The organism is Bacillus sp. FSL M8-0077, from assembly GCF_038050255.1.
GTDB classification, from domain to species: Bacteria; Bacillota; Bacilli; order Bacillales; family Bacillaceae; genus Bacillus; species Bacillus altitudinis.
Genome location: NZ_JBBPAF010000001.1, coordinates 2,238,911 through 2,252,357, shown reverse-complemented (window position 1 = coordinate 2,252,357; position 13,447 = coordinate 2,238,911). Strand labels below are relative to the sequence as shown.

The 13,447-nt window shown below is 39.9% G+C and carries 17 protein-coding genes and 1 pseudogene; 14 read left to right on the top strand and 4 right to left on the bottom strand.

Going from position 1 to position 13,447, the window contains the following annotated elements; genetic code table 11:
• Positions 1-15: 15 nt before the first annotated feature.
• A complete protein-coding gene (locus tag NST57_RS11555; RefSeq protein WP_142155435.1) occupies positions 16-723 on the bottom strand; it encodes an expansin EXLX1 family cellulose-binding protein in 708 nt (235 codons plus the stop codon).
• 211 nt (positions 724-934) lie between these two features.
• Here NST57_RS11555 and NST57_RS11550 point away from each other — a divergent pair, with 211 nt between their 5' ends.
• The 3 genes from NST57_RS11550 (at position 935) to NST57_RS11540 (ending at position 3,078) form a co-directional block, all read left to right on the top strand.
• On the top strand, positions 935-1,261 hold the full coding sequence (locus NST57_RS11550) for an iron-sulfur cluster biosynthesis family protein (protein WP_142155434.1): 327 nt from the start codon (positions 935-937) through the stop codon (positions 1,259-1,261).
• Positions 1,262-1,273: 12 nt separating this feature from the next.
• Positions 1,274-1,513, top strand: a complete 240-nt coding sequence (locus NST57_RS11545; protein WP_008343836.1) for a YqkC family protein — start codon at positions 1,274-1,276, stop codon at positions 1,511-1,513.
• A gap of 302 nt (positions 1,514-1,815) precedes the next feature.
• The gene (locus NST57_RS11540) at positions 1,816-3,078 is read left to right on the top strand and encodes a response regulator aspartate phosphatase (RefSeq protein WP_142155433.1); all 1,263 of its coding nucleotides are present in this window, start codon (positions 1,816-1,818) and stop codon (positions 3,076-3,078) included.
• A gap of 24 nt (positions 3,079-3,102) precedes the next feature.
• Here NST57_RS11540 and NST57_RS11535 read toward each other — a convergent pair whose 3' ends face one another.
• Positions 3,103-4,032 (bottom strand): alpha/beta fold hydrolase, encoded by a 930-nt coding sequence (locus NST57_RS11535; protein ID WP_142155432.1) that lies wholly within the window; start codon positions 4,030-4,032, stop codon positions 3,103-3,105.
• Positions 4,033-4,151: 119 nt separating this feature from the next.
• Here NST57_RS11535 and NST57_RS11530 point away from each other — a divergent pair, with 119 nt between their 5' ends.
• A complete protein-coding gene (locus NST57_RS11530; protein WP_142155431.1) occupies positions 4,152-4,376 on the top strand; it encodes a YqkE family protein in 225 nt (74 codons plus the stop codon).
• 174 nt (positions 4,377-4,550) lie between these two features.
• Here NST57_RS11530 and NST57_RS11525 read toward each other — a convergent pair whose 3' ends face one another.
• Positions 4,551-5,477, bottom strand: coding sequence for an aldo/keto reductase (locus NST57_RS11525; RefSeq protein ID WP_142155430.1), 927 nt, complete (start codon positions 5,475-5,477; stop codon positions 4,551-4,553).
• A gap of 168 nt (positions 5,478-5,645) precedes the next feature.
• Between NST57_RS11525 and NST57_RS11520 the strand changes: the two genes are divergently transcribed.
• Genes NST57_RS11520 through NST57_RS11510 form a run of 3 tightly spaced genes read left to right on the top strand, consistent with a single transcriptional unit; the run spans position 5,646 to position 7,658 of the window.
• Entirely contained in the window at positions 5,646-6,203 is a 558-nt protein-coding gene (locus NST57_RS11520) for an NUDIX domain-containing protein (RefSeq protein ID WP_142155429.1), read from the top strand.
• A complete protein-coding gene (locus tag NST57_RS11515) occupies positions 6,200-7,381 on the top strand; it encodes a TIGR00375 family protein (protein ID WP_142155428.1) in 1,182 nt (393 codons plus the stop codon). Before NST57_RS11520 ends, NST57_RS11515 begins: the two co-directional genes overlap by 4 nt.
• A complete protein-coding gene (locus tag NST57_RS11510) occupies positions 7,368-7,658 on the top strand; it encodes a GNAT family N-acetyltransferase (RefSeq protein ID WP_341298579.1) in 291 nt (96 codons plus the stop codon). Before NST57_RS11515 ends, NST57_RS11510 begins: the two co-directional genes overlap by 14 nt.
• 19 nt (positions 7,659-7,677) lie before the next feature.
• Here the strand turns inward: NST57_RS11510 and NST57_RS11505 are convergent.
• Positions 7,678-8,828, bottom strand: a protein-coding gene (locus tag NST57_RS11505; protein ID WP_142152928.1) for an IS3 family transposase whose coding sequence is annotated in 2 segments (ribosomal slippage) — positions 7,678-8,555 and positions 8,555-8,828 — 1,152 coding nt in all. Because the reading frame shifts where the segments join, the coding sequence is not laid out codon by codon here.
• Positions 8,829-8,924: 96 nt separating this feature from the next.
• Here NST57_RS11505 and NST57_RS11500 point away from each other — a divergent pair.
• The 7 genes and pseudogenes from NST57_RS11500 to xerD form a co-directional block, all read left to right on the top strand.
• A pseudogene (locus NST57_RS11500) lies at positions 8,925-9,098 on the top strand (GNAT family N-acetyltransferase); the annotation flags it as partial.
• A 267-nt stretch (positions 9,099-9,365) separates the two neighbouring features.
• Positions 9,366-9,587, top strand: coding sequence for a hypothetical protein (locus tag NST57_RS11495; protein ID WP_142155426.1), 222 nt, complete (start codon positions 9,366-9,368; stop codon positions 9,585-9,587).
• Between the two features lie 111 nt (positions 9,588-9,698).
• On the top strand, positions 9,699-10,829 hold the full coding sequence (locus tag NST57_RS11490) for a S8 family serine peptidase (protein WP_142155425.1): 1,131 nt from the start codon (positions 9,699-9,701) through the stop codon (positions 10,827-10,829).
• Between the two features lie 115 nt (positions 10,830-10,944).
• Positions 10,945-11,589 (top strand): stage II sporulation protein M, encoded by a 645-nt coding sequence (gene spoIIM, locus NST57_RS11485; RefSeq protein ID WP_017367532.1) that lies wholly within the window; start codon positions 10,945-10,947, stop codon positions 11,587-11,589.
• Positions 11,590-11,710: 121 nt separating this feature from the next.
• Positions 11,711-12,163, top strand: a complete 453-nt coding sequence (gene fur / locus NST57_RS11480) for a ferric iron uptake transcriptional regulator (RefSeq protein WP_003215577.1) — start codon at positions 11,711-11,713, stop codon at positions 12,161-12,163.
• A 117-nt stretch (positions 12,164-12,280) separates the two neighbouring features.
• Positions 12,281-12,508 carry a YqzK family protein gene (locus tag NST57_RS11475; RefSeq protein ID WP_008344420.1) on the top strand — a complete coding sequence of 76 codons (228 nt, stop codon included), beginning with the start codon at positions 12,281-12,283 and terminating at the stop codon, positions 12,506-12,508.
• A gap of 6 nt (positions 12,509-12,514) precedes the next feature.
• Positions 12,515-13,405 (top strand): site-specific tyrosine recombinase XerD, encoded by an 891-nt coding sequence (gene xerD / locus NST57_RS11470; protein ID WP_142155424.1) that lies wholly within the window; start codon positions 12,515-12,517, stop codon positions 13,403-13,405.
• Positions 13,406-13,447 lie beyond the last annotated feature (42 nt).

The following is a 13,447-nucleotide window of genomic DNA, read 5'->3' as shown; positions in this document are numbered from 1 at the left end:
TGCCTCTTCTCCTCGTTAATTAGGAAGCTGAACATTGCCTTTTACAATATAGGCCTGTGAAGCAGCAGTAGATGGAAGAGCGGGTAATTGATCCTTTACTATGACCCCGCGGATATCTGTGATTCGAACAGGAAGAGATGTAGACCCCATATGAAAGCCAAGGAAATGGTTGTAGTCTGTCTTTTCCATGTTCACCCATTGTCCATCTTTGTAATATTCCATTTTCATAATCGGATATTTATGATTGCGCACTTGAATCGCAGCCCACCACTCACTGCTACCTTCTTTTATTCTGTAAGCTACATTTCCGCTAATCGGTGCTTTTATAATTTTCCAACTAATTGGGATTTTTCCGTCAGCCATATTGCCAATTTTGGTAAAGGCATTAGGAGAAAGATCAAGAGCTCCTTTTGCTCCTTCTGGATATTTATCGGTTACATACACAACGGTTTTTCCTTTTGGCCCCGTTACTTCAAGGTAAGCCCCTGCAAGTGCCGCATTTACACCTTTATAGTTATAGTCATGGGGATTTAAAGCCGTAATTTTCATGTCAGATGGAATAGGATCTAATAAAGCGGCGCCCCCTGAGTAACCAGATCCCGTATAAGTCGCATAGCTTTCTCGTACTTCATCAAGGATAGATGCCGCTTTCATGTTTGGCATGGTGAAACTCAACATCAATATCAGTGCCCCGATAAAGCAGAGAGATAATCTTTTTTTCACGATCTAAAACCTCCTGTTTCTTTTTTAAAATTGTTAGCGTCATCAGTATAATTCTAAAAAACAGGATGCAGAAAGAGCCAATAGATAGATATAATCCTAGTGAGAAGAGCGTGTATTTCAAAGAGTATGACTTTCGGATTTAGTCGTGTGTCATGTTTTATGGTGTTTTATGTGTTACAATGTAAGCATCAATTTAAAAAGGATGTTCGCCATGTATATTCACATCACAGAACTGGCTAAAACATATATAGAAAAACAGCAAACAGGAAACGAAACGAAAGAATTACTGCTTCGCTACGATTCAGAAGGTTGTGGCTGTGCAGTGAGTGGCGTACCAATGCTTTGGTTAACAAGTGAAAGAACAGGTGAATGGGAACCACTTAATAATAGCCAACATTTAAAACTATATATACACACAGCACAAAAGGTGTTTTTTGACGAGGAAATGACGCTTGATTTTAATGAAAAAGCCAATACACTTATGTTGAAAAGTCCTCAACAAATACTCAGCCCGAGAATGGGTATACTTGTAAAGTAAGGTGGAAACGTAGTGGATCAAAAGCTGAAAGTGATACAAAACACGGCACAAAATAAAACGTGGGTGTCGTTTTTAAATAATAATCATCCATATAGCCTTTTGCACTGGTCAATCGGTGGAATGGATTCAGTAAAAAAGGACGTCTGGCTTCTCCAAGATGAAGTCACATTTGAAACGGAAGAATTTCCAACGCTTGAATTAGCAGTCAGTTGGATAAAAGAGAATATGGAACACGTAACAGACGTGTTATAAGCCCTTTGCTGAAGAGGGCTTTTTTTGTGCCATCATCATCTCATCAAACAGGAGAAACTGTCTAATTTGAAAAATGAGATTTTTCAACGATAAAAAGTCATTTTTAACAAACATTTCGACAAAAATGAGAAAAATAGAAAGAGAAAAGTAGGGGCTGTAAATGCCGAAAAATCGGCAATGGAAGCGGTTATTGCGGGATACCGAAAACTTTACGAAAAACGACATTTCATATTTCTTCCATTCGAGGAAATGTGATAGAATACAACATGTATCGTACATGAGGAGGGAGGTGCTAAGGTGAATTGAAGCTCAAGCTGTCATCGCCTCAGGTTGGAATCAAAATAAACGAATGGTATAGGCAGATTTGCGGATTTCATGTCATGAAAGCAGAGAAGCTAAAGGCCGAGATCGAGCAGGAAATCCTTGAGATGGAGCAAGATCAGAACTTGTTGCTTTTTTACCAGCTGATGGATTTTCGACATAAGGTCATGCTTGAATATTTTGAACCGGCAAAAAAAGCCTCGAATGATGAGGAGATTAAGAAGCTTCTAGAAACAATTGAACATTCGCAGACCAAATTAACGGATATGCTTGAATACTATGTTCATTTTTTTACAGGAATGTTTGAATTTGAACAGAGAAACTATTTGAGTGCCATTGCTTATTACCGTTCCGCAGAAAAAAAGCTCAATCTCATATCAGATGATATAGAAAGAGCAGAATTTTATTTTAAATTAGCAGAAATTTATTACCACATGAAACAAACCCACTTTTCGATGCACTATGCTTTGCAAGCGTTAGATACGTACTCTGCCTACAGGACGTACACGCTGAGAATCATCCACTGTGAATTTGTCATCGGTGCAAACTATGATGATTTGAAATGCTATGAACATGCATTACCCTACTTTAAAAATGCTCTAAAGCGAGCACGCTCAATTGGAAACCCTCGAGTCATAGGTTCGGCCCTTTTCAACTTAGGTAACTGCTATTACCAAATGAACGATCTTGCTGCAGCAAGTCGCTATCTCAAAGACTCTCTTGAAGTGTTTGAAAAGGAGAATTTAACCCATCTGAATCGCTCTCTAGACCCACTATTTATGCTGACCCAAATCCTGTTTAAACAAAAACAAATTGAAGAGTCGTTAACCCTCTATCAACAAGGTATTATGAAGGCCTGTGAATTAGAAGATGAAATTTACATCTGCAAGTTTCAGTTTTTAAAAGCATTATACGTTGATGCAGAAATAAAAATCATAGACGATACATTAGATTTGTTGGAGGACAAGCGTTTATACCCAGATATTGAGGAACTGGCACTTGATGCGGCTCATTATTATAATGAGCTTGGATTATTTGAAGTTTCTACCCGGTATTACGAAAGGAAAATTCAAGTCATATCAAAAATTCAAAATGGAGGTCATTTATATGAAAATGAGTTTGATAGTTCTTTTATTGGCAGCAACTGCAGGGTTATCGGTCATGAGTCAGCAGCAATCGGAAGAGAGCCATATGGAGCTGGCGGGCAGACACCATACAACAGTGGTGACTATCGTATAAGTTAGCAAAAAGAGGAGACGAACGGCTGTTCATTCTCCTCTATCTTTTTGATTGAAGTGAAATGCTTCCAGAAATGCTTCGGCCTCTTGTTCATAGACTTCCTTATTGTCACTATAAGACATCGCATGCGCACCATGTGGCGCAATAAATAGACGTTTATCACCCTTTTTGCGTGCGTACAACTGCTCGCTTTGCTCACAAGGGATATAGTCATCATGGAGGCTATGAATAAAAAGGATAGGTTCTTTCACCTGATCGATTACATCAAGTGGAGAAACTTGCCGAATGCTGTATCCGTCTCGCCATTTTAACACTTGATCACTTAGTGGAAGAATCCACTGTCCTGAAAGACGAAAATCTGTTTTTAATCGATACAAAAGCTGATCCTCAAAAGAAGCAAAAGGACAATCAGCGATGTAAAAATTGGCGCTTGCATCCGGTTTTGCAGCATATAATAAGGTTGTGACTGCGCCCATCGATTCTCCGTGTATACCAATGATTGCTTTTTCCCCAAGCCTTTTTCTCAGCCACTTGACTACTTGAGCCAAATCTTCTTTTTCATAATATCCATAGCTAGTTGTTTTTCCGCCGCTCATCCCATGTCTTCTATGATCATAAAGTAGCACATTCCATCCAAGCTTTTGGAATAATTTCATATACTTCACGGAATTGATCAAACTGACTGTAACCCCGTGACAAAGAACGATGGTACGTGTTGTATGAGGGAGTGGTACAAAATAGCCATGAAGATCATAACCAAATGCTGAAGGAATACAAACTTTCTCTTTTTGAAGCTGTTGAAACTCCTCGTGATGATAGTGCCCTTCATCTGATTCTCGTTTGATGAGCTCTTCATCCGTTAATTTTCGAATATACATCATTTTATTGGTAAAAAAAATGCCGATTGCAGCGAGTGGAAATAATACCAAGGCAAGTATAGCGATCCATTTCTTCTTCAAGCTGATTCTTCCTTTCCGAAGTGTTACTATGATGATCATACCACATGTTGGGAGTTTGGCGGGACTCTTGCTGAGCAAATAAAACGGATGATACACTAAGGCAAAAGGAGAGAGGCAAAGTGAAAAAGACTAAACAAGATCAAGCAAAGCTAAAGGACGGCATAAAGGATGATGTGAAACAGCAGCTCCTTCAAATGAAGCAGAATCTGGCCGCCGAGACAGAAAAAAGAGAAGAACAAAAACGACAAGACCTCCTTCGGCAGCAGAAAGAAAAAGAAAAAAATAAAAGTTTCTCAGAGCTGCTAGACGAAAGTCATTTAGACTGGAGAAAGTATAAAAGTTAAAAAGGGAGCTACGATGCTCCCTTTTTTATGTTATATCATTGAGATGAATACATACTACATGAGCCTGAGAGAAAACACGTCTAACTCCCTCGTATCACTTCATTTCAGAATCGCACCAATAGGGTTGTACATTAAAACAAAACATAAGTGGCAAGCTGTTCTTCCATTTGTCTTCTATTGATTCAAACGATGCGTCTCATACACAGACTGTTTTGTGAAATATGACAAAGCTTTTACTTCTTGATCGCTTAATGAACGTGCATTTGCCGCTGCCACATTTTCTTTTAACTGTTTCACCGAGCTTGCACCAAAAACAACAGAGCTGACTGCAGAATGCTTGAGCAAGTATTGAATGGACAGCTCTGTCAGTGATAGGTCATAAGCGACTTTCTTTAACGAAGGAATGATCTGCTGGAGCTCTTCAAATGAATATTCAAGATACCCGTTCTTTTGAATCGCTGCACTTGCTTGCGAAAGAGGTTTTTCAGTTAATAATCCTTTTGCTAAAGGACCTCTTGCCACGACACTAATGCTTTGTTCTTCAAGAAGAGAGAACCATTCTTCTGGGCGGCGGTCGAGTAAACTATATTGCATCATCACACTCACGATGTTTGATTTTTTAGCGTATTCTTTAATGACATTTGGACGGATCGACGATATGCCGTAATAGCGAATGACACCTTCTTCAACCAATTCTTCAAATGCTTCGATGGTTTCGTCAATTGGATCGTCAATTGTGCCGCCATGCAATTGATATAAATCAATATAATCTGTTTGAAGTCGTTTCAGGCTTTGTTTCACTGCCTCTTTTATGTATGCTTTTGAAGGATCCCAGTCCCATCCAGATTTCCCTTTTTCAAAGCGGTTGCCGCCTTTTGTGGCCAAAATCAAATCTTGGCGTCTGTTCTTAATGGCTTCTCCGACAATTTTCTCATTTGTTCCAAAATCATATAAATCAGCTGTATCCAAATAGTTAATTCCAAGATCAATGGCTTCATCTAATAAAGAGAGCGCTTTTTCTTTTTCAGTCCCAAGAGACATACATCCTAGTGCCGCCTCACTAACCAAGAGATCAGAGGTGCCAATTCGTCTTTTTTTCAATTCAATCACACTCCTATCCTTTCACATTAAGTGAAATAATTCCGGAATTCAAGCTAGGTGATTTCAAATGGCGCATTGAAGCGGGCATCCGCATTTTGTATCCTCCTAAAACATCTATGTTAAAATGAATGAAGTAAAAAGTGAAAGTAGAACGAGGAGCTGACAAAATTGAAGGACTTTGAAGAAAAAACATTATCGTCAAAAACATTATATAACGGAAAAATCATTGACTTGGTTCTTGAAGATGTGGAATTGCCGAACGGAAAACCAGGCAAACGCGAAATCATTAAACATCCAGGTGCAGTAGCAGTCATTGCACGTACAGACAAAAATAAAATCATTTTGGTCAAGCAATACCGTAAAGCACTGGAGAGATCCATCGTTGAAATTCCGGCTGGAAAACTAGAAAAAGGAGAAGAGCCGGCACATACAGCACTGAGAGAATTAGAAGAAGAAACAGGTTATACAACTCAGGCGCTCCAAAAGCTGACAGCCTTTTATACATCACCAGGGTTTGCGGATGAAATTGTTCACATCTACCTTGCTGATCAGCTCGTCCCGCTTGAAGAGAAACGAGAGCTGGATGAGGATGAATTTGTCGAAGTGATGGAAGTTTCATTAGAAGAAGCGCTGCACCTCATCGAAAAACAGTATATTTATGATGCAAAAACAGCCTATGCCATTCAATATTTACAATTGCAAGAGGTACTTAAGTCTACAAAATGAGGGAATTCTTTGCAGATATCCATATTCATATTGGTCGAACAAGAACAGGCAGGGCTGTCAAAATTACAGGTGCAAGGTCACTGACCATTGACCAGATTCTCATTGAAGCGTCTCAAAGTAAAGGGATGGGGATGATTGGTGTGATTGATGCACAATCTCCTGAAGTCCTAGAAGAATTGATAGAAGGTGTAGAGGAAGGCATATACACTGAACTAAGCGATGGCGGTTTATCATTTGGAAAGACCGTTTTGCTTTTAGGCAGTGAGCTAGAAATCAATGATGACCAATCAAAAGGTCCGATTCATGTGCTTGCCTTTATGCCCACGCTTCGTAAAATGTCTGAGTTTTCCGCATGGCTTTCTCTTCATATGAAAAATGTACATTTGAGTTCACAGCGTTTATACGTGGATGGAAGAACGCTTCAGCAAAAGGTGAAGGAACTAGGGGGATTATTTATTCCTGCCCATATTTTTACGCCGCATAAAAGTTTATACGGCAAAGGAGTCAATACTTCTTTAACCGAAGTATTCGATCCTGAACTCATTGACGCTGTTGAGCTTGGCCTTAGCTGTGATACGTCCATGGCCTCCCAGCTAAGTGAGCTAAACCGTTATCCTTTTTTAACAAATTCAGATGCCCATTCTTTAGGGAAAATTGCGCGGGAATATACTAAGATCAGAATGGATCATGCCTCCTATGCTGAATTCGAGCTAGCACTTCAAGGAAAAGATGGCAGAAACATCACTGGAAATTATGGGCTCGCTCCGCGGCTCGGAAAGTATTATCATACGACCTGTGAGAAATGCGGGGTAAGACCTGACAGTCAGGATCAAGAAAAGTGTCAAGCATGCGGCCATACCCGAATGACAAAAGGGGTGAGTGAGCGGTTAAAGGAACTTGCTGACCAAGAAAGTGACAAAGGAATAAGGCCTCCTTATGTTCACCAGCTTCCCCTTCAATTTATTCCGGGTGTTGGAGCCAAAACGTTAGAAAAGTTAAAAGCTGTCTTTCATACAGAAATGAATATTCTTCATCAAGCAACAGAACAAGAATTAAAAGCGGTCCTCACTGAGAAAACAGCCAATTACATCATCAAAGCAAGAAGAGGTGAAGTTGGGCTGATCGCTGGCGGAGGCGGAGTTTACGGTAAGGTGGATATCAATCATGAAACAACTTAAATGGACATGTCACACATTTGAACAACTGTCTAAAGAGGACCTTTACCTGATTTTAATGGAAAGAGTAAATGTGTTTGTTGTAGAACAAACATGTCCTTATCCTGAAATTGATCATCGTGATCAAGAGGCGCTGCATGTAATCGCCAAAGAGAATGGCATGATTGTCGCTTATTGCCGCATTTTTCTGTACAAAGAGGCGTCCATTGGCCGTGTCCTTGTGACGAAGGCCGGCCGAAAAAAAGGCTACGGGAAGATCGGGACTGACCCCCGTTTTTGAGACAGGGATCAAAACACCTTTATACAGCCAATTGCCGATAGTTTATCGGTGATTGGTTGTTTAGTTTCGTTTGAATACGAATGTTGTTATAATAATAAATGTATTCTTTGACAGTGCGTTCTACGATGTTGGTCGTAGTGCGGTCAATCCTGTTAAGATAGAACGTTTCAGACTTTAGTGAGGAATGAAACGATTCGATGGAGGCATTATCAGCGGGCGTCCCTTTACGGGACATGCTCATGGTAATGCCTTTTATATGAACAGCTTTCTGATACTCGTAAGATGTATACACAGAACCTTGATCGCTATGTAACACGCAATTCTCAGGCAGTGCTGGGAGCTGATTAAGTGTGTTTAAGATAAAGTCTGTGTCCTGCTTATCACCAATCGTAAAAGCAATCACTTCTCCATTATATAAATCCAATATACTGGAAAGGTACAATTGTTTCTGTCCATAAGGCAAATACGTGATGTCCGTTACTAGTTTTTCAAGAGGGCGATCAGACTGAAAATTCCGATCCAGTATATTACCGGCCACGGCATAGGGCTGCCCATTCTTCTTACGCTTTTTCATTTTAACCCGGCATTGCCACTGGTTTTTCTGCATGATACGTTGAACAGTTTTATGGTTAATACGCATTCTCCTTTTTAGTATGGCTGTGATTTTTCGATAACCATATCGATATTTGTGCTTTCGGCACAACGTGCCGATTTGTTTCTCTAGTTGTCTTTTAGAATGATTCTGAGTCAGATCCTTTTTCCATCTATAGTACGAAGTGCGTGAGATGCCTAAATGGACACAGATGTCCTGTACTGTCATCGTTTTGCACAATTCTTCTACCAGTTTGATTGACGTTTCCTTATCAACTTCCTTTCCAATTCGTTGTACTTTTTTAAAACTTCATTCTGTTGACTCAAATAGCGATTTTCTGCCTGCAGTCTCTCTAATTCGGAAGAGTACTCGGGACCCTTTCCATAGGTATATTGTTTTCCAACAGGCTGTTCGAACCGGTGTGTATCCCCAGCCTTATGCCACCTCACCCATGTCTGAACCTGCGTCTTATTCTTGATATTCAATTTCTGCATGATCTCTTTCATAGGTACGCCTGCCAATCTCATTTCCACAGCCTTCTGTTTGACTTCAACCGGATAACTCACTCTTGTCCCCATAGAAAAAACACCTCCATGTTTTATTTCGGTTCACAACGATCCGTTTTCAAACTTGAAGGTGTTTTTTATTTGTCTCATATTATGGGGTCAGTTCCGATCCTGCTCGATCAGGCCATAAAAAAGCTCAGTGAGTTAGGTGAAACAAGGATTAAAATCCAAGCACAGGCTTATTTGAAATCGTTCTACGAATCGTTTGGCTTTGAAGCAGTCTCAGATTGTTATGATGAGGATGGAATTCCGCATCTAGATATGGTAAGAAAAGAAAGATAGGCGTGTATACGTCTATCTCAGCGTGTAGACAAACCCTCGCATTCTTTGTCAGTCCTGCGCGCTGGTACTCACGAATGTCAAATTCGCTCCGTGAAAGTAGCCGTCCTTCCTAGACTTCAAGGGCTTTCTATCACGCTGAATAGAAGACAAAGGGCTAAAATCAAGTTCATTTTAGCCCTTTGTCAACAATTTGAGATAGGCGTGTATACGTCTATCTTTTTTAGATGCTTTCATGTATCATAACGACAACGAAAGGGGTTTTGCGAAATGGGAAAAAGCAACGCAAAGAAAAAGAGAGAACACCTTCAAAGGCAGCACAGTCGAGATCCAGAACGGTCGAGAGGAAATATGCCGCATTTTAGCACACACGAAAGAAAGACAAAAACAAAACAAGAAGCCTTGCAGCATATGATGAAAAAACATAAAGGCAGGAATGCTTATGATCGCTATGAACAGGATCATAAGCATTTTTATTTTGCTTTTTTGTGACAAGTAGATCAAATAATTGGAAAAATTTTAAAAAATAGGACAAACGGTCGTTTCTTTTTGTCTAAAAATGTAGTTAAATGACAAAAAGAAGTGAAAGGGAGAGTGGGTATCGTGAAGGTCAAATCATTTGGAGCAGGGTTTTGTATGGCAAGTATGCTGCTAGCATCGATGACGTTCGGCGCATCAGATGTATCTGCAAAGGATCAAGCAAAAAAAGAGTATATGATCGGTTTTTCTTCTTCCGTTCAAGACAAAACACAAAAACAGCTTGTTGAAAAAGCTGGCGGTCATGTGAAAGAATCAATAGACAAAATAGATATGATGAAAGTTTCGTTGAACGAAGCATCAAAAGAAAAACTACATCAAGCAAAAGAAATTACTTTTATTGAGGAAGACCAAAAAGCAAAAACAAGTGGTCAAAGCGTTCCTTATGGCATCAAAAGCATTAAAGCACAAAAGGTACATAAACGAGGATATGCCGGACAGAATGTCAAAGTAGCTGTTCTTGATAGTGGAATCGACGGCAAGCATGAAGATTTGCATGTAACTGGTGGTGTCAGCTTTGTTCCAACAGAGTCCGATCCGCTCGTTGACCCGCATGAACACGGAACTCACGTGGCTGGTACAATCGCAGCACTAGATAATAAGGTAGGCGTCGTGGGTGTAGCACCAAAAGCCTCGATCTATGCCGTTAAGGTGGCGGATGAAAATGGTGACGGCTACTATAGCTGGATCATTAAAGGCATTGAATGGGCGATTGAGAATGAGATGGATGTCATCAATATTAGTATGGGAGGAGCAAGTGAATCGGAGGCGCTGAAAGAAGCGGTAGATCGAGCATATGACAACGGGATTCTCATTGTCGCATCTGCAGGAAATGCTGGGAGCTACGGGTCACTTAATACGATAGATTACCCGGCCAAATACAGCTCTGTCATGGCAATCGCATCTGTGGATCAACGAAAGCAAAGAGCCTTTGATTCCTCTGTTGGGGAAGAGGTGGAAGTATCAGCACCAGGCGTTTCAACATTAAGTACCATTCCTCATAATGAATATGGCTATAAGAGTGGAACGTCTATGGCATCACCTCATGTAGCTGGTGCTGCGGCAGTCATTCTATCAAAACATCCGAATCTGACAAATGATGAATTGCGTGAAAGGCTGACAAAAACGGCAACAAAACTTGGCGACCCCTTTTATTATGGCGCTGGGCTTGTGAACGTACAAAAAGCTGCACGATAAAGGAAACGAGAAAGCAGTGTACAGCTGTTTTCTCGTTTTTCTTTTCATAAAACTGTCATGTTTCGTCTGCTCTCTCATAGAATCTAGTAACCTTTACTATTTGGGAGGAAGGCGCATGCGGAAAAAGTCTTGGAAAGAACATCTTCTTCAGCACGTGAAAGATCATTTATCAATTTATTTGTTTGTTTCTGTCCTCTTTTTAATGGGGGTCATTTTTGGAGCCATTATCGTCAATAGTATGACAATGAGTCAGAAAGAGGATTTATTCTACTATTTAAATCAATTTTTTGGTCAACTGACGAATGAGAAAGCAGCAGAATCAAAAGAAATGTTTTTGCAAAGCTTTCTGCATCATATGAAATACTTGGGCCTTATGTGGATACTCGGAATTTCAATCATTGGCCTGCCGCTTATTTTTCTGATGATCTTTTTAAAAGGGATTGTAGTTGGGTTTACTGTCGGTTTTTTGGTCAATCAAATGGGGCTTAGCGGTTTTTTTCTATCTTTTGTCTCGGTGCTTCCTCAAAATATCTTGCTCATTCCAGCGTATTTAGTGATCGGAACTTGTGCGATTGCGTTCTCCATTCGTTTAATTGGTCAGCTTTTTATGAAAAAAACCATCAGTCAAGCGCCAATCCATTGGTTTGGCCGGTATGCCTCTGTTCTACTGATGATTTTAACCCTCGCAGCTCTTTCGTCCTTTTTTGAATCATACTTATCATTCATGCTGATGAAAAAGCTGGCAGGTGTTCTGTTTTGATGATTTTATAATCGTTATTAAATAATAATCAATTTATTTATCAATTTAAAATGATTATAGTTGGCTCTCTGCACATCATTTGATATAATGATCAAGTAATGTGGCGTAGGAGGGAAAGTCAATGGAAAATCGGATTGATCGAATTAAGAAACAGCTTCATTCTTCCAGCTACAAGCTCACGCCACAGCGTGAAGCAACAGTAAGAGTACTGCTTGAGAATGAAGAAGACCATTTAAGTGCAGAAGATGTATACCTCCTCGTAAAAGAGAAGTCTCCTGAAATTGGTCTTGCTACTGTTTATCGGACGTTAGAATTGCTTACTGAACTGAAAGTTGTTGATAAAATTAACTTTGGAGACGGCGTTTCGCGATATGATCTTCGCAAAGAAGGAGCCGCTCACTTCCATCACCATCTTGTCTGCATGGAATGCGGGACAGTCGATGAGATAGAAGATGATTTATTAGAAGATGTTGAAGAGATTATTGAACGCGACTGGAAATTTAAAATTAAGGATCATAGATTGACATTCCACGGTATTTGTCACCGGTGTCATGATGATGAATCCGGCAAATAATCCGAATTGGAACCTTTTCATTTAAGATGAAAAGGTTTTTTGCATGTTCGTTGTATATTCCTTGTCCCACCTGGCATATGCTGAAGTAATGAGAACACGAGAAAGGACATGAAGAACATGCGAAAATGGCTCAAAACAACAGGTGAAGTGATGAAAGTATTTATCTTGTTCACTGGTTTTACCGTCCTGTTCTATTATGCTATGATATGGATAAATTCAGAATATGAAAGCTATCACCGTTATGATAAACCAGAAGGTGCAGCGATAAAAGTGATGGAAATGGATCAGCCGAAACAAGACAGCTGGCAGGATCGATTGATTTATTTTTATCAAAACGGGGAGTAGAAACCATTGAAGGATCAATTATCCGACTTTATTCATTTTATGACAGTAGAGAGAGGACTCTCTGAAAATACCATTGTCTCTTATAAAAGAGATTTACAGAACTATTTGTCTTTTTTAATGACACATGAACAATTGACAGATGTAAAAGACGTCACACGCTTTCATATTATTCATTATTTAAAACAGTTAAAAGACGAGGGGAAATCGAGTAAAACGTCTGTTCGTCATCTATCATCCATACGCTCCTTTCATCAATTTTTGCTTCGGGAAAAAGTGACAACAGATGACCCGTCATGGAACATTGAATCACAAAAAACAGAGCGTAAATTACCGAAAGTTCTATCATTAAATGAGGTAGAAAAGCTGCTCGATACACCAAAACAGCAAACACCATTTGACTACCGTGACAAAGCCATGCTCGAACTTTTATATGCAACAGGTATTCGCGTAAGTGAAATGCTTGATCTGACTCTTGCAGATGTGCATCTGACCATGGGGTTTATCCGCTGTTTTGGAAAAGGAAGAAAAGAGCGAATCGTGCCTATTGGTGAAGCTGCTGCAAGTGCGATTGAAGTGTATATAGAAAAAGGCAGAAACAAGCTGCTCAAAAAACAGCCGGCCGATGCTTTATTTCTGAATCATCACGGGAAAAAAATGTCACGGCAGGGCTTTTGGAAGAACTTAAAGAAACGAGCCATAGAAGCAGGTATTCAAAAAGAATTGACGCCTCATACGCTTAGACATTCATTTGCGACGCATTTGCTTGAAAACGGTGCGGATCTCAGAGCCGTACAGGAAATGCTGGGACATGCCGATATTTCTACTACACAAATTTACACACATGTGACCAAAACAAGATTAAAAGACGTGTATCACAAATTCCATCCAAGGGCATAAGTAAAGCATGGCACGGTGAACGTGTATCATGCTTTTTTATGT

Coding starts and splice junctions, on each gene's coding strand:
- NST57_RS11475 (WP_008344420.1), top strand. CDS start 12,281: ATGCGAAAATGGCTCAAAACAACAGGTGAAGTGATGAAAGTATTTATC.
- NST57_RS11550 (WP_142155434.1), top strand. CDS start 935: ATGTATATTCACATCACAGAACTGGCTAAAACATATATAGAAAAACAG.
- NST57_RS11510 (WP_341298579.1), top strand. CDS start 7,368: ATGAAACAACTTAAATGGACATGTCACACATTTGAACAACTGTCTAAA.
- NST57_RS11515 (WP_142155428.1), top strand. CDS start 6,200: ATGAGGGAATTCTTTGCAGATATCCATATTCATATTGGTCGAACAAGA.
- NST57_RS11495 (WP_142155426.1), top strand. CDS start 9,366: ATGGGAAAAAGCAACGCAAAGAAAAAGAGAGAACACCTTCAAAGGCAG.
- spoIIM (WP_017367532.1), top strand. CDS start 10,945: ATGCGGAAAAAGTCTTGGAAAGAACATCTTCTTCAGCACGTGAAAGAT.
- fur (WP_003215577.1), top strand. CDS start 11,711: ATGGAAAATCGGATTGATCGAATTAAGAAACAGCTTCATTCTTCCAGC.